A 15,157-nucleotide genomic window follows, 5' to 3' on the forward strand; every position below is an offset into this window, starting at 1 on the left:
AAACAAGGCGGAATGGGCGGTTGCATGATCATCTGTCAGTAAAATAAGCGAACAAGAGTAATAAAGATTTTCAACAAAAAAACTGCATAAGTTGTTGTCAGTTTGGTCAATCGAAGTTAATCTAATTTTAATGTTTTATGTATAAATGAAGAACATACAAGGAAGGTTCTAGCGTGGGTCAGCTAACGGATGCATCGGTTGTATTGCGATTAGGCTACCAAGCGATTCGTCGTTCAGGGTTGCCAACAGAAGAAATTTTAACAAAGGCGGGTGTGGCTTTAAACCAAGTTGAAACCAATGACCGTACGCCTTTGAACGCTCAATATGCTTTTTGGGTGGCGGCTGAAGAGGTGAGCCGCGATCCTGATATCGGTCTACATTTGGGAGAAAATCTACCTTTATACCGTGGTCAAGTAATTGAACATTTATTTATTTCATCTGAAAATTTTGGTGAAGGTTTAAAGCGTGCATTGGCTTATCAACGTCTGATTAGTGATGCGTTTCATGCCAAATTGGTGATTGAGGATGACCGGTGTTATTTGACTAACGGTGAACAGCCTTGGGCTGAAAATTTAGTCAATCGACATTTTTCTGAATGTGCAATGTCAGGTATCTTGCGTTTCTTTAAATTCATTACGGAAGGGCGTTTTGAGCCGATCTATATTGATTTTAATTTCACGAAAGGCGCATCCGATGATGAGTATTTTCGGGTGTATGAATGCCCAGTAAGTTTGGGGCAAAAAGAAACGCGTTTATATTTTGATCCAAGTATTTTGGCTTATCCCTTGTGGCAGGCAGAGCCCGAACTGTTGCAACTGCATGAGCAGTTAGCGATTGAAAAACTTCAAGAATTAGCACGTTATGACTTGGTTGGTGAAGTGCGTCGGGCCATTGGTTCAACTCTTGAGAGCGGGGAGACCACATTGGAAACGGTGGCTTCTCAGCTCAGTATTACCCCAAGGCGTTTACGGACTCAGCTTTCTGAAGCCAATACTAGCTTTCAACAGATTTTGTCCGATTACCGTTGTCGTTTGGCGAAAAAGCTCTTGGCCAATACGGCTGAAAGTGTAGAACGTATTGTATATTTGACTGGTTTTTCAGAGCCAAGTACCTTTTATCGTGCGTTTAAACGCTGGACCAATGAAACCCCAGTGGAATATCGCAAGCGGAAGCAGCGTTAAACAATTCTTCCTAAGCTCCCTTTTATCAAGGGAGGAGTCTCATGTCCTTTGAAAAAGGAGCGACTAGGGAGAGATTGAAAAATAAATTATTCTGGCATATTCAGCCAATGCGGTCCAAGGGGCTGTTTAGGTAATTCAAACTGTGCAGGATAGTCGGCATGAATAAAATATAGTCCATCAGGAGGCGCAGTAATGCCAGCAGCTTTACGGTCTTCTGCTGCGAAAATAGCCTCAATATGTTCGACTTCATACATACCTTGCCCGATTTCTAGTAAGCAGCCCATGATATTGCGGACCATATGGTGTAAGAAGCCATCAGCCTGAATGTCGAGCACTAGATATGGACCATGTTGAATTAAGCGACAATGGCTCACATGGCGTACAGGTTGATTAGACTGGCATGCTGCAGCACGAAAGCTTTCAAAGTTATGCGTGCCTTCAAACTTTTGCGCAGCTTGCATCATCTTCGCCACATCTAGTGCATAATAAGCATGCGTGACTTGTTTATGCATCAGGGCAGGTCGCTGCGGATGGTTATAGACCACATAACGATAACGACGTGCTTGTGCTTTAAAGCGCGCATGAAAGTCTTGATCCATCGCTTTGATCCATTGGATCGAGATATCTTTGGGGAGTTGGCTATTGCTGCCCATTAGCCAGCCACGTTCGGAGCGAAGCGCGGAGCTATCAAAATGCGCCACCATATTGGTTGCATGAACGCCAGCATCGGTACGGCCTGCACCATGTAGACTAATCGGTTCATTGGCAATTTTCGAAAGCACCTTTTCAATCGTCTCTTGTACGCTGATCACGCCAGTTTGCTGAGTTTGCCAGCCACGATAATGTGTTCCACAAAATTCAATGCCGATCGCAAAACGTTGCATATGTACCTCAAATTAACCCAAATCATGCCAATGGCTGAAGCGTGCTTCAGCGGTGGGGTATTGTAAATACATTTTGAGGGCTTTGGCATACAGATCTGCATGCCCGAGGCAATCACTGACAATTATTTTGGCTTGGGTTGTCCACGCGGCAACGGCATAGCGCTGATCAGTGCGGCCGAAAGGAACTTGGGTGCTTAAGATAACAACACAGCCTTGTGCGTAAAGGTCATCGAAAAGCGCAGTCAACTCGGCATTCACGGCTAAATTACCCGTCCCAAAACCTTGTAGAATGAGAAAGTGGGGTGGGGCCGCTAAGAGGTTTCTTAAGTTCTGCATTTGCTGTTCTAAGCCAACAGGTTGCATCATTAGATTAAGACAGTTGAACTGTTGTGATTGTTCTACATCACGTGTTTGTACAATATGTGCTTTTAAATTGTGCGAAATAGATTGTTCAGCAGGCAGACCACTAAAGGCATCTAGTTCAGTGGTGTGTCGTTTTATAGCGGTTTGGGCATGAAACAAATGTTGATGGAATGCTAAATAAACGCCGATAGGGTATTTCACTACGGCATCTAAGGCAAAATTCAAATTGTTGATGGCATCACTAAATTCACGAGTGTCAGTTCCTTGTACATTGAGTAATGGGTACTGACTACCTGTGAAAATCACACGAGCTGAGTCAGCGATAAAGTGTGCTGCCACAGCGCTGGCATAGCTTAAGGTGTCTGTGCCGTGAATCACGACAAAATGTTGGAACTGCTGCAACTGTAAATGCTGGATCTGTTGAATCAACAATAACCAATCAGAGGCTGTGCATGCACTACTGTCCTTAATGACAGGTGCAACAAAACATTCTATGTCGAGATGAATCGGCAAGACATGGCTAAGTTTGGGAATAAAGTCTTCGGCAGGCATGGGTTGTAAAGGTTCACCAATACAGCCAAAGGTTCCACCCATATAAATAAGCGCAATTTTTTTCATTATAAAAAAAGCAGTCGGTGATGACTGCTTTAGTTTAAAACGAAATGGCTTAGGATGCTATGCGACTCAGCAACTGTTCTACTTGTTGACGTTGCTCCGTAGAGTAATTTGGTTCTTGTTCAACCAAAATTTCACGTGCAGCTTCGAAAGCGCCAAGTTGAATGTATTGCTCAGCCAATTCAAGGTTTAAGTGTATTTCATTGACTTCGTTCAGTTGAGGGAAAGATTGTACTAGAGGATCACTTTCAGTCTTATGGCTAGGTATCGTAGACTCAAGACTAAAACTGAGGCTTGGCGTAATAACTGCAGGTGTTTCGTCTACTATTGCTGCATTTGGGCTAACAGTGTCGAAAGAAACAGGAGGAATATCTGTTGTCGCTTCAGTTGTGGGTTGGTTTGAAAAATCAAATGTAAATTCAGGACGCTCATCTGGTGTCGCAATCAACGAAGTTTCAGCTTCAGTTGTTGTAGAAGGCGCATCGAGATTGAACGAAAAATCTAAAGGTTTGATATCTTCTGTAGGAAGTTCTGTTTGAGCAGGGGTGGGGGCCAATGACAACGAATCAAAATCAAGGGGCTTAATTTCCCCAATTGGTTGAGATGGTTCAGTTGCTATGGTGTTTAGGCTGGAAGTATCAAATTCTAAAGTAGGTACTTCAATACGTGTTTCTGGTTCGGGTTGAGTTGTTGTGGTTGTGAATGCTGAGGTATCAAAATCTAGTGGTTTAATGTCTTGAACTGGTTCAACGGTAATACTTTGTGCAGGAGGCACTGTTGTGCTGTCTGATGACATTAGCGCATCGAAATCAGCAGTATTTGGTGCTTCAACAACAGGTCTTTGGGATGCAGGTGCTACGATATCAACTGATTTAAACTGAATTGTGTCAGGAGTATTTGTTTGATTTAACTGTTCATAATCTGATTTTTTGGCTTCTGCTTGCGTCAAAATATCATATAGTTTCAGAGAGCGTAAATGATTCAGCAATTGGCTAATTGCAAATTCATCTTTTTGTAGTAAGTGAATATCCAATAGCAGTAAATATAATTCGTGTTGTGAATTGTCTTTATTTAATGCTTGGTTAATCTGCGCTTCAGCTGAAAAGAAATTGCGATCACGAATTTGCCCTTCAATTTTATTGCGGAGATCGGTTGCAAGAGGTGTTGTGGCTTTTTTAGTGACCACATCTTCAACGACTTGAGTTTGTTGAGGTGTTTTTTTAGACGGGCTATTTTTTTTGGCTTTATTTTTTGCAGCCACTGCTTTTTGAGTTTTTGGCTCTGCTTCTTTACTCGCCTCACGCTTTTTTAAGACTATGGCAACAACCAATAGTAAGATAAATGGAATCACATAAATCAGCATGTTTTACCCCTTTCGAACTTGTCGTTGTGCAAGTTCATCCAAAATCAAATAATCAAAATAACACTTTAGTGTGTTGGCTTTTTATCAGTTTGTTGTGCTTTCAATTGTTGTTGCAATTGTGCAAGACGAGCGTTTAGTAATTGAATTCTCTGATCTTTCTGATTAAGTGCCAGTTCTAATTGCGTTACGTTTCTCTGTAATTTAACGGTTTTTTCACGGGATGTCATAACTTTTAATGACAACTCGTTCGATGTTTGATTTTTTTCTGTCGACTTCTTGGCAGAACCATTGTTTGAATCTTGCTCTTTCTCTGCAACCAAACTCATTTCCGCTTGATTGAGGCGATACTTGGCTTTGCCTGATTGCTGTGAGCTATGTTTTGGCAGTGAAGAAACGGAGACTTTTTGCTCTGTTTTTGCTGTTTGTAGACCCGTTAAATTAAGATTTGCACCACGACGTAAACGGTTTATATCCCCCTGAATAAATGCATGTTCATTCTTGGATTTAATTTGTTGCATGACTTCACCAACAGGACGATTTTGTTCTGTGGCAATACGCGATGCAATTCCCCATAAGGATTCATTAGATTGAACAATGTGGGCAGGTGTGCTTGATGTCACAGCCACTTTGGGTGTGACCGTTTTCGATGTTTGAGCTGTAGAGGGTACAGATCTTGATGCCTGAGTTGAATTGGGTACAGGTTGAGGGCTAGCTTGTGTTGCTATCGGTGCTTCCGCTTTTTTAAGAGAGTTGGCATACTTTTGCACCAAAGGATCTGACGATTTCTTGTTTTGTGTGGTGGTTTCAATGTGTTGGGTTGGCGCTTGTGCAATTGTCGCGATTTGTGTCGTAGCTGTTGAGATGACCTGTGTTGGTGTTGTAGTGGTACTCATGCTCGGTGGTGTATGACCATTGAGCTTCAACGGTGTATTGCTTGTCGTTGCTGCTGTTGCTGTTTTTAAATTATTAAACTGTGTGCTAACTGGTAAGTTCAACGCAATATCTTTTTCATTGACGATCACCATAGGTTTTAACGCTTTTTCATTATTATTTGCGCGTGCTTGAAGTGATGTCGAGCGTTTATTGGCTGTTTTAATATGTTGCAGTCGTGCCGCATTACCTTCTTTGATTTTGACCACAATGTTGAGTTCTGCATCAGTCAATGGGCGAGATGAGGTAATTGTAATCACACCTGTACTGGCACTGGTACGACGGGTAAAAAAGTTCAGATTACTGGGCGGTTGATGCATGACACCCAGAGACATTAAATCTTCTGCGCTGGCTAGACTGGCTTGAATGGGAGTATTTGGATCGGCATCGTGAAAGTTCAATTCTGCATATAACAGTTCCCCAGGTGCAGACTGAATTTGAATAGGATCGACAGTGATCGCATTCACATTTTGCGAAGCAATAATGGCTAAAATGGCTATCTTTAATTTGTTATTTACGGTCATCTTAATCTTTAGCTCGGTCACAGATCGCAAAGCGAAAATTATAGATTAGCGAGTTGTGTGTTATTTGTAAAACGTTAACATCGGGGTTACAAAAAAAAGCCGATCAAGTGTGATCGGCTTAATACTTTAGCGGTAAATGCTTAAGTATTTTTGTAGTCAATCAGGATGCGGAGCATACGACGTAAGGGCTCTGCAGCTCCCCAAAGCAATTGATCGCCGACAGTGAAAGCACCTAAGTACTCTTTGCCCATATTCAATTTACGTAGACGGCCAACAGGAACTGTTAATGTGCCTGTTACCGCTACAGGTGTTAAGTCCGTCATAGACGCTTCACGGGTATTTGGAACCACTTTTGCCCATTGGTTCGCGCGACGTAACATATCTTCGATTTCATCGAGTGGCACGTCTTTCTTCAGCTTTAAGGTTAAAGCTTGAGAGTGACAACGCATCGCGCCAATACGTACACAATGACCGTCAATCGGAACGATTTGCTGGTTGCCCAAGATCTTGTTGGTTTCAACTTGACCTTTCCATTCTTCTTTCGACTGACCGCTGTCTAATTGTTTGTCGATATAAGGAATGAGTGAGCCTGCTAATGGCACGCCAAAGTTAGCAGAAGGGAAACCTTCGCCACGTTGTAATTCCGCAATTTTAGAGTCGATGTCTAGAATTGGAGAGCGTGGGTCATCTAACAAATCTTTGGTGTTGTTGTACAAATAGCCCATACCAGAGATCAGTTCACGCATGTTTTGCGCACCAGCACCTGACGCTGCTTGATAAGTCATCGAGGTTGCCCATTCCACTAAATTGTTTTGGAATAAACCACCTAAGCCCATCAACATCAGTGAAACAGTACAGTTACCGCCCACGAATGTTTTGGTGCCGTTCACTAAACCATCTTTAATGACGTTCATGTTGACAGGGTCAAGTACGATGATGGCTTCATCTTCCATACGCAGTGTAGATGCTGCATCAATCCAATAACCTGTCCAGTTTTCCGCTTTAAGCTTCGGGAAAACTTCTGAGGTATAGTCGCCACCTTGGCAGGTAATAATGACATCCATTTGCTTCAGACTGTTAATGTCTGATGCATCCATAAGTGCTGGGGCAGTTTTACCGCCAAACGCAGGCGCTTCACCGCCAGCATTACTGGTAGAGAAGTAAAATGGCTCAAAATGAGCAAAATCATTCTCTTCAACCATACGTTGCATAAGGACGGAACCAACCATCCCGCGCCAACCGACCAGACCTACTTTCATGTCACTTTGCCTCGGTGCGTTAAAAATTAAAAGGGGATTCGAGTGTATCAAAAGAGCGCTTAACTGCAAGCACTACACAATGAAAACAGCAATTATATTGTGCAATATATCTTGTTTATGTTACATGCAAAATTGATATTAATTTATGAATCTACAAAAAATTAAGAATATAAGAGTTGTTGCTTATGATCTGGGTTGAGTTGCTGGCATGTATTGTGATTTGGTTAAGCTTCTGGTCACTGATTCCACGTGATGAATGGTGGTTTCGTGGTGCAGATTTTCCACGGCTCCAGATTTTGGTATTGGGACTGATTGCATTTATTTTGATGTTGCTTTGGGATGCACCTTGGAATTGGGTACGTGAAGTCATTTTTCTGGGATTAATTGCGGCAGTGGCGTACCAACTCAAAATGGTGTTGCCTTATACCTTTGTATGGAAAAAGCAGGTTAAAACGGTTGCCAAAACAGAGTTACAGCCAGAACGCCAGATTTCTTTAATTGTATCGAATGTACTGACGCCCAATACTCAATACCATTTATTACTGCAACAGATTCATCAGCATCAACCTGACTTGATTTTGACTTTAGAGTCAGATGGACATTGGGAACAAGCCTTGGGTGAACTGGAAAATGACTATCCCTATCGGGTTGCAGTGCCTTTGGATAACTTGTATGGCATGCACTTATATAGTCGTTTAGTGCTTGAAAATATTGACGTTAAGTTTATTTTAAGCGATGAAATTCCTTCAATTCATGCCACAGCCATTCTAAGGTCAGGTCAGCCAGTACAGCTATATTGCTTACATCCGAAACCACCGAGTCCGACCGAAGCCAAAGACTCCACTTTACGTGATGCTGAATTGTTGATTGTTGGTGATCAGATTAAAGATTTGGATGAGAGTTGCATTGTAATGGGGGATTTGAATGACGTGGCATGGTCGCGTACCACACGCCTTTTTCAACGGATTAGTGGGCTGCTAGACCCCAGAGTTGGACGGCATTTCGTCAATACTTTTCATGCTGACTATCCTTTACTGCGCTGGTCACTGGATCATGTTTTCCACAGTAAGGATTTTGCTTTAGTACAGATGCAGCGTTTACCCCATATTGGTTCAGATCATTTCCCCGTATATGTAGTACTGCAAACAGGTCGGGTGTTTGAGCAAGTACAAGAAGAGCTGGAACAGACCGAAGCCGATGAGCAAGAGGCGCAGGAGGCGATCGAAGAAGGAATTGAGAAAGCAGAACGAGAAGGTAAGCAGGTTACAGATGAAATTGCCAAAGATTACCAATAAACACATCAGGTGCTTGGATTTCATCAGTGTAAGATATGGCTTACAGGGATTTGGGAACCTGACGAATGGTGAGTCACTCGGTATGGCTTTATTCTAAGCTCATCAGCACATGGAGCGGGAATGGATCATCCCAGTATGGAAGTTGACGCTGATGGAAATCATCATGGATATGATGTGGGTATGGAACGCCACCGAATAAAACAAGAATAACATTGAAAGCACAGCCTCATGTACCCGAGTTTTGCAGGACGCAGAACTCGGGTGATGACTTTTTATATTTAGCGTTTCTTAGAATAAATCTTCTCATAACCTTTTGGACGCGTTTTAAAGCGGCGGTGAAACCACATATATTGAGTCGGAGCAATGCGGAGTTGATTTTCAATAATTTGATTCACTCGCGTTGCGTCATCCAGCTCGTCTTCGCTAGGTAGGTTTTCGACCGCAGGTTCAATCAGCACTTTATAGTGTGGGTTTCGAATGTCCCCATCACGATAAAAATACAATGGAATAGCCGCAGCCTTGGTCATTTTCAATAAGCGACGATGTGCCGTAACCGTTGCTGCAGGAACACCAAAGAAGGGTGCCATCACGCCTTGTTTTAAACCAAAGTCTTGGTCTGGACTGTACCAAATGGCATGGCCATTTTTTAAGTTGCGAACCAAACCGCGCATGTCATCATGGTCGATTTGGTTTGCGTAAATGGTGGAACGGCAGCGGTAAATCAGCATATCCAACAGTGGATTATTTTGTGGGCGATAGACCACATCTGGCTCAAAATACTGTGCACAAAGGTAACCGCCTGCATCAAGCAAAGTCGAATGGGTCCCTAAAAGCAGTGCACCTTTACCTTCTGCTTGTGCTTTTTCAATGTGCTCTAAACCTTCAATACTGACACGACCAGTAAACCATTTTGGGCTATACCATGCATTCAACGTTTCAAATACGCCCAGCATTTGGTCGACAAAAACTAAACGTGCATTTTCACGCACTTCTTGGGTAGACCATTCAGGAAAGCAGACTTCGAGATTACGAATGGTGGTGTCTTGGCGCGATTTGAGAAACTTAAAACTGAGGTTGCCTAAGAGGGTGGCCAGTCGGTGTTGAATTGCCCAAGGCAGAATTGCCAGTATCATAAGGAATACAATACCAATCCAGATACCCCAATATTTAGGTTGCAGGAAAGACCATTGAAATTCACCGGGTTGATAGTCTGGCTGAGAACTCATAAATTGCGATAAGTGCTGAAAAAGAATGTTCTGAGTTTAGCATGAAGCATGTATGAAGGGACAAGCTGTGCTCGACGCCATCGCCATTCAATATTGCGGATAATCATTGTTTAGAGACTTAGATAGGTGGGTTTTGAAAAGACAGGTGTACTGATAGAATTTATTTTTATTAACTAAGATTATGATTATAAAAGAAATTTATAAGATTTCAAAATAGAAATTAAAACAACGAAGAAATGGGTCGGGAAGGGAATCAATATTAAAGGCTACATCGTGAGTAGCCTTTAATGACTAATGAGGGAATAAAGAATTCATGAAGATTATGATTTAGCAGCGGAAGTTTGGCCCTCTACTTTTTTGGTTGTCGTTTTAGCCACGTGCTGTTTTTTTGCATGATCTGTTTGCTGTTTCTTGTGGATTTGATGGGTGGCTACTTTTTGTTCTGTGGCTTTGTGAGTTTCATTTGGTGCAGAAGTTGCGGCCATTGCAGAACCTGCAAAAATTGCGGTAGTAAATGCTGCTAATACAATTGATGCTACTTTTTTCATGATCATTCTCTCTTTGAGTGTTTCGATATCTGATTAGATTCGATAGGTATATATTCAAGGATTTGTATGGAAAGATCATGGAGCCAATGTAGAGAAAAATAGTGCGATTGAAATGAATAATTGTAAGCTTTCAGTATTATGGTAAGTATCTCGTTTTTTTAAGAAATCATTAATTTTAATGTTGTTTGGGTGTTTTGGACATTCAGCTTTATTTGTAGCTGGTTTTAAATAGAAAAACAGAAAATTTCTCAATTAGATATGCAATGCTACAACCAATGAAACAATAAACAATCCGGAGTAGCGCACCGTCTATGGTGCGATGCCCGACATCATAAATCGTCACAATTAAGAAACTCGATAATGCAATGCCTGTATAGGCTCCTTCTCTAAAAAGAACGCAAACTAAACTGGTCATAAAAATGCCTGTAATTAAAAAAAGATATTCTAAATTAATACTAAAATTATGAATAAATGCAGAGTGATCCATGGCGAGCCAGATCAGGATGCCGACAGCAGAGCCAATAAAATTCCCTATCAACTGGTTAAAATTAATCTTTTTACCTGAGTCCATTTGAATGGTTAAAAAGGCTGTCAATGATGCCCATAGAAAGAAATTGGTATCTTTATTACTATCAAAACAGAGCGCTAAAATGACAATGACGACTGCACATGCAAGTATTTTAAAAAGATAGAGTGCATTGCTCAGGTGGTTTCGGTTCATTATCATGCAAAAACCAGATAGATAAATAAAGTTGAAGAACTGTGCTGAATTATAAGGCGAATTCTTGGGTCTAACTTAAATTTTCGTATCTGATCTTTATTTGTAGATATATTTTTCGATAAAAAAACGCTGCGTTCAGCAGCGTTTTTGAAGAAAAAATAAATTACTTCGTTAGGTTGTCTAGCTCTTCCCAACGTTCAAGTTTTTCAAGCAATAAGTCATCAATTTCGCTCAAACGATTAGACAGTTTAAGTGCTTTGTCTGCATCGGAGATAAAGAGTGAACCATCTGCCAATACAGCATTAATTTCCACTTGTTCTTTTTCCAATGCTTCCATTTCAGCAGGCAGTTGTTCGAGTGCGCGTTGATCTTTATAGCTAAGTTTTACTTTCTTTGATGCCGCAGGCTCTGCCTCAGCTTCGGCTTTTGCCACAGCCTTTTTCACCGCACTTTTCTGATCCACTACAGTTTGGTCTGGGCGTTGCTGTAAATAGTCTTGGTAACCGCCAATATATTCGTCAATATTGCCTTTACCATCAAACACCCACGTTGATGTCACGACATTGTCCATAAATGCGCGGTCATGTGAAATAAGCAGTAAGGTGCCTTTGTAGTCGGACAACATTTCCTCTAACAGCTCAAGTGTCACCATATCCAAGTCATTGGTCGGTTCGTCCATCACAATTAAGTTAGAGGGTTTAAGTAGTAATTTTGCTAAAAGAATACGGTTACGCTCACCACCTGAAAGGGCTTTGACTGGTGTGCGTGCACGTTCTGGTGAGAACAAGAAATCTTGTAAATAGCTGTAGATATGACGACGGTTTCCATTCACATCGACATGGTCAGAGCCTTCTGATACGTTATCTTTGACTGATTTTTCAAGGTCGAGAGCATTACGTAATTGGTCGAAGTAAGCCACTTCCAATTGTGTACCGGTTTTCACAGTACCCGTGTGTTGTTGCTCACCTAAAATGGCTTTAATGAGGGTGGTTTTACCGACACCGTTGTCACCTACCAGACCAATCCGATCACCACGTAACACCAATGCTGAGAAGTCGTTGATGATAGGTGCATCATTGCCAAAGCGAACGCTTAAATTCTCAATTTCAAAGACGACTTTACCTGAGCGATTGGCCTCTTGGGTCGCCATGCTGACTTTGCCTTGCTGGAAGCGACGGGCTTTCGACTCTTCACGCAGTGCTTTTAAGGCACGAACACGGCCTTCGTTACGCGTACGACGGGCTTTAATGCCTTGGCGAATCCAAACTTCTTCTTCAGCTAAGCGTTTATCAAACAGTGCATTCTGCTTTTCTTCTGCTTCCATTTGCTGTGCTTTCAGTTCGAGGTAACGTGAGTAGTTACCTTCATAGCTGCGCAGAGTGCCGCGGTCGAGTTCAACAATTCGAGTGGCAATGCTATCCACAAATGAGCGGTCATGTGAGATGAACAGTAAAGTTAAATTATTTTGATCGAGTAAAAACTTTTCGAGCCATTCAATACTTTCAACGTCCAAATGGTTGGTTGGTTCGTCTAGTAATAATACATCGGGTTGGGTAAGGAGTGCACGAGCAAGCAGCACACGACGCTTACGACCACCCGATAAATCGGCCAAATCAGCATCTGGGTCTAGGCCCATTTTACTTAAAATAGAATTGACTTTGGTTTCTAAAGCCCAGCCATCCAACTGATCTAGTTTGTGTTGTAGGTTACCCATGCGATCACACGCTTCCATGTCTCCGAGCACACAAGCATCACTGGCTTCATGATATGCTCTGAGTACATCCGCAGCTTCACCTGCGCCGTCTGCCACGATATCCGCCACTTTGCCCGAATCCATCGGTACGTCTTGTGCCAACATGGAAATGGTGATGCCGTTTTGTAGAGAAACTTCGCCAGAATCGGCTAATAAACTTCCCTCGATCAGTTTAAGTAAAGTAGACTTACCCTCACCATTACGACCAATTAAACACACTCGTTCACCGCGTTCCAATGAAAAGTTCGCGCCGTCGAGCAAGGCAGGTCCACCAAACGCAAGTTGGACATCCCTTAAAGTAATATAGGCCATAATGTTTCCTGAAAAATCTCAAATGAGGACTTGAAGTGTCTAAACAACAAAATATTGATAATCAAGCGCCATTGTCCGCACCCATTGAAGATTTGCAAGTCCGAATTGCATTTTTAGATGATTTAGTTGAACAACTCAATGAACAATTGGTGATTCAAGGGCTAGAAATTGCTGATTTAAAAAAACAAATGCAAATTTTGTATCAACGTGTTGAATCTTCAGATTTGTCTGATGGAATTGCGACATTTGACCCGATGGCCGATCGTCCGCCACATTACTAGAAAGGATGAGATATGCTGAAAAAGTTTAGTGAAGCAATTGGTCACATTACTTGTTTTGCAACATTTCTTATCGTTTCTATAACGTTGAGTGGCCTAATATTTTTTGATTCTTTCACTAAAGGCCTAAAATACAATATATCTATTTTAGATATTGATTTTTATAGCTTATTAGTACAATTTTTAATTGTAAATCACTCTGGTCTCATAGGGTATAGTGTAAGTGTTTTTATAATACTCTTTATTTTTTTTGAGTTTTTTCCAAAAGCATTTAATTTTATTTTGGGCATTTTTCATTTTTTATATTTAATTTTACTAAAATTTTTTAACGGTTTGGTATTGTTGCTTTTGCAATCATTATTAATGCCAATTGTAGCAATTTTAGTTGTTGTAAATTGGATGTTAAATGATTGGCTTTATAAATCATGTATTTGGTTTTTAGATATAGTTACTAAACTTTTCAAATATTTGGATCGACACTCGAAAACGGAGCAAAATCAGATTAAAAATACATACCAAATAGAAGAAGGGTATAAACATTATGAAAAGGGTAGTTTTTGGATAGTTGTCGCTTTGGGTTTGCTAATTGTTTGGTTAAAGTGGATTGTTTTATTTGGCACAACTGCTGAAAAATATATTGAAAATCTCAAAAAAGCAGATGCTAGACATTGGGTTTATCTAAAAATGGGAGATGAAAAGATCAAGCCTGTTCCAAGTATTTTACTTTTTAAAACAAAAGAAGGTTATCTAGTTATCTCTAAAGAAACAGACAATTTTAATAAGGCTGTAATTTACAGCAATAACATTGTTATAAAAATTGAGCCAAAATAATTGACCTTTGATGCAGTTCCGACTCTAATACGTGCTTTCTGGTGTATCCCATAAAAATGGCCCTATGACTTCAAAAGTTGTACTTCTTGATCTTGAAAATAATGTTCCTACGGCAAAGCTTTTGCGCGAAATAATGGAGCACTATCCAACTGTGTATTTGTTTAATTGCCAAGGTCAATTTGAATATGCATTGTCCGATTTAACTGAATTGGCAAGTTGGATCAGTAGCGGTCAAGTGGTGGTATTAGAAACGCCAAAAGCCGAACAAAAAGAATATGAATATGCGGTTGTTGTGGGGCAGTTAATGGCTTTACTTGAACCTGAGACGCATGTTGAACTTATTTCTGCTGTCAGTACAGCCGAGCTATTGTTGGCATTGATGCAGTCTTCTCAGATCAGTTGTCATTTGATCCAAATTCAGACAGACTTGCAAACGGTAAAAGGACTGATTCCAAGTTTAGAGACTATTCAAAACCAGCCCTACTTGAAAATGGTCAAAAAATATTGTGATGCTTTGGGCAAAATGTCAGGTAAACCAACCACACTGGATGGTTTAAAAAACTCAATTAGTAATATTTTGCAACTCGTACCTGAAAAGACCCAACGAGTGGTCGGTATGCTGATCAACCTAAAAATTGTGAAGCGTTATGATGAGCAAATCAGTTTCCGCAAAAAAGTATTGAAACAATGGTTGGCATTGAATATCGAAAAACAAGACTCGGCTACTGAACCGAAAACGTTACAACAGGTATTGCAGCAATTAAAAAAAGATGATGAGAGTGATACTGTTGAACCTGTTGTGGAAACTTTGTCAGCACAACAAGCGTTGTTTAAAAATTTTGCTCAAATTGACCCCGTACAGCTTGAGGTCGCACGCAAATTGCGTGAGCTCAAAACCAATAAACCTAAAGATATTTATGCACTCCGTGATTTGCTTGAGCAAATGTTTCCGAAGTCAGATGTACGTATGTTACTGAAAGAGTTGCTTGATAAAGGCTATATTTATTGGAATGGACATGAAGTTTTATATAGTCATGAAATGTTCTTAAATTAATTTTATCGTTCAAACTTGCG

Annotated in this window: 14 protein-coding genes; 5 read left to right on the top strand and 9 right to left on the bottom strand. The window is 40.9% G+C overall.

Going from position 1 to position 15,157, the window contains the following annotated elements:
- Nucleotides 1-173 precede the first annotated feature (173 nt).
- A complete protein-coding gene (locus B4F08_RS10035) occupies nucleotides 174-1,181 on the top strand; it encodes an AraC family transcriptional regulator (protein ID WP_086209992.1) in 1,008 nt (335 codons plus the stop codon).
- Nucleotides 1,182-1,267: 86 nt separating this feature from the next.
- On the opposite strand, the gene truA is transcribed toward B4F08_RS10035, so the two are convergent.
- The 5 genes from truA to asd form a co-directional block, all read right to left on the bottom strand.
- Nucleotides 1,268-2,065 carry a tRNA pseudouridine(38-40) synthase TruA gene (gene truA / locus B4F08_RS10040; protein ID WP_005400860.1) on the bottom strand — a complete coding sequence of 266 codons (798 nt, stop codon included), beginning with the start codon at nucleotides 2,063-2,065 and terminating at the stop codon, nucleotides 1,268-1,270.
- Nucleotides 2,066-2,077: 12 nt separating this feature from the next.
- Nucleotides 2,078-3,046, bottom strand: coding sequence for an asparaginase domain-containing protein (locus B4F08_RS10045; RefSeq protein ID WP_291374290.1), 969 nt, complete (start codon nucleotides 3,044-3,046; stop codon nucleotides 2,078-2,080).
- Between the two features lie 49 nt (nucleotides 3,047-3,095).
- The gene (locus B4F08_RS10050) at nucleotides 3,096-4,406 is read right to left on the bottom strand and encodes a hypothetical protein (RefSeq protein WP_291374291.1); all 1,311 of its coding nucleotides are present in this window, start codon (nucleotides 4,404-4,406) and stop codon (nucleotides 3,096-3,098) included.
- Nucleotides 4,407-4,471: 65 nt separating this feature from the next.
- Nucleotides 4,472-5,860 carry a type IV pilus assembly protein FimV gene (locus B4F08_RS10055; RefSeq protein ID WP_291374292.1) on the bottom strand — a complete coding sequence of 463 codons (1,389 nt, stop codon included), beginning with the start codon at nucleotides 5,858-5,860 and terminating at the stop codon, nucleotides 4,472-4,474.
- Nucleotides 5,861-6,000: 140 nt separating this feature from the next.
- Nucleotides 6,001-7,119 (bottom strand): aspartate-semialdehyde dehydrogenase, encoded by a 1,119-nt coding sequence (gene asd / locus B4F08_RS10060; RefSeq protein ID WP_086209987.1) that lies wholly within the window; start codon nucleotides 7,117-7,119, stop codon nucleotides 6,001-6,003.
- Nucleotides 7,120-7,304: 185 nt separating this feature from the next.
- Between asd and B4F08_RS10065 the strand changes: the two genes are divergently transcribed.
- Nucleotides 7,305-8,414, top strand: coding sequence for an endonuclease/exonuclease/phosphatase family protein (locus B4F08_RS10065; protein ID WP_291374293.1), 1,110 nt, complete (start codon nucleotides 7,305-7,307; stop codon nucleotides 8,412-8,414).
- A gap of 278 nt (nucleotides 8,415-8,692) precedes the next feature.
- On the opposite strand, the gene B4F08_RS10070 is transcribed toward B4F08_RS10065, so the two are convergent.
- From B4F08_RS10070 to B4F08_RS10085, 4 genes are all read right to left on the bottom strand, one after another.
- Entirely contained in the window at nucleotides 8,693-9,640 is a 948-nt protein-coding gene (locus B4F08_RS10070; protein ID WP_291374294.1) for a lauroyl acyltransferase, read from the bottom strand.
- Nucleotides 9,641-9,960: 320 nt separating this feature from the next.
- Entirely contained in the window at nucleotides 9,961-10,188 is a 228-nt protein-coding gene (locus B4F08_RS10075) for a hypothetical protein (protein ID WP_228147004.1), read from the bottom strand.
- Between the two features lie 208 nt (nucleotides 10,189-10,396).
- Nucleotides 10,397-10,909, bottom strand: coding sequence for an FUSC family protein (locus tag B4F08_RS10080; protein ID WP_291374295.1), 513 nt, complete (start codon nucleotides 10,907-10,909; stop codon nucleotides 10,397-10,399).
- A 163-nt stretch (nucleotides 10,910-11,072) separates the two neighbouring features.
- Entirely contained in the window at nucleotides 11,073-12,974 is a 1,902-nt protein-coding gene (locus tag B4F08_RS10085) for an ATP-binding cassette domain-containing protein (protein WP_110975005.1), read from the bottom strand.
- Between the two features lie 35 nt (nucleotides 12,975-13,009).
- Here B4F08_RS10085 and B4F08_RS10090 point away from each other — a divergent pair, with 35 nt between their 5' ends.
- The 3 genes from B4F08_RS10090 (at nucleotide 13,010) to B4F08_RS10100 (ending at nucleotide 15,137) form a co-directional block, all read left to right on the top strand.
- Nucleotides 13,010-13,255 (top strand): SlyX family protein, encoded by a 246-nt coding sequence (locus B4F08_RS10090; RefSeq protein ID WP_004692513.1) that lies wholly within the window; start codon nucleotides 13,010-13,012, stop codon nucleotides 13,253-13,255.
- Between the two features lie 12 nt (nucleotides 13,256-13,267).
- On the top strand, nucleotides 13,268-14,083 hold the full coding sequence (locus B4F08_RS10095; protein WP_291374296.1) for a hypothetical protein: 816 nt from the start codon (nucleotides 13,268-13,270) through the stop codon (nucleotides 14,081-14,083).
- Between the two features lie 64 nt (nucleotides 14,084-14,147).
- Nucleotides 14,148-15,137: a hypothetical protein gene (locus B4F08_RS10100; protein WP_291374297.1), complete on the top strand. Its 990-nt coding sequence runs from the start codon at nucleotides 14,148-14,150 to the stop codon at nucleotides 15,135-15,137.
- Nucleotides 15,138-15,157 lie beyond the last annotated feature (20 nt).

The sequence above is a fragment of the Acinetobacter sp. UBA6720 genome (assembly GCF_002454215.1).
Classification (GTDB): domain Bacteria; phylum Pseudomonadota; class Gammaproteobacteria; order Pseudomonadales; family Moraxellaceae; genus Acinetobacter.

What these genes read in the sequence shown, in the direction of transcription:
- B4F08_RS10050 (WP_291374291.1), bottom strand. Translation starts at nt 4,406, where the DNA reads ATGCTGATTTATGTGATTCCATTTATCTTACTATTGGTTGTTGCCATA.
- B4F08_RS10075 (WP_228147004.1), bottom strand. Translation starts at nt 10,188, where the DNA reads ATGAAAAAAGTAGCATCAATTGTATTAGCAGCATTTACTACCGCAATT.
- asd (WP_086209987.1), bottom strand. Translation starts at nt 7,119, where the DNA reads ATGAAAGTAGGTCTGGTCGGTTGGCGCGGGATGGTTGGTTCCGTCCTT.
- B4F08_RS10070 (WP_291374294.1), bottom strand. Translation starts at nt 9,640, where the DNA reads ATGAGTTCTCAGCCAGACTATCAACCCGGTGAATTTCAATGGTCTTTC.
- B4F08_RS10100 (WP_291374297.1), top strand. Translation starts at nt 14,148, where the DNA reads ATGACTTCAAAAGTTGTACTTCTTGATCTTGAAAATAATGTTCCTACG.
- B4F08_RS10055 (WP_291374292.1), bottom strand. Translation starts at nt 5,860, where the DNA reads ATGACCGTAAATAACAAATTAAAGATAGCCATTTTAGCCATTATTGCT.
- B4F08_RS10080 (WP_291374295.1), bottom strand. Translation starts at nt 10,909, where the DNA reads ATGAACCGAAACCACCTGAGCAATGCACTCTATCTTTTTAAAATACTT.
- B4F08_RS10095 (WP_291374296.1), top strand. Translation starts at nt 13,268, where the DNA reads ATGCTGAAAAAGTTTAGTGAAGCAATTGGTCACATTACTTGTTTTGCA.
- truA (WP_005400860.1), bottom strand. Translation starts at nt 2,065, where the DNA reads ATGCAACGTTTTGCGATCGGCATTGAATTTTGTGGAACACATTATCGT.
- B4F08_RS10065 (WP_291374293.1), top strand. Translation starts at nt 7,305, where the DNA reads ATGATCTGGGTTGAGTTGCTGGCATGTATTGTGATTTGGTTAAGCTTC.
- B4F08_RS10045 (WP_291374290.1), bottom strand. Translation starts at nt 3,046, where the DNA reads ATGAAAAAAATTGCGCTTATTTATATGGGTGGAACCTTTGGCTGTATT.
- B4F08_RS10085 (WP_110975005.1), bottom strand. Translation starts at nt 12,974, where the DNA reads ATGGCCTATATTACTTTAAGGGATGTCCAACTTGCGTTTGGTGGACCT.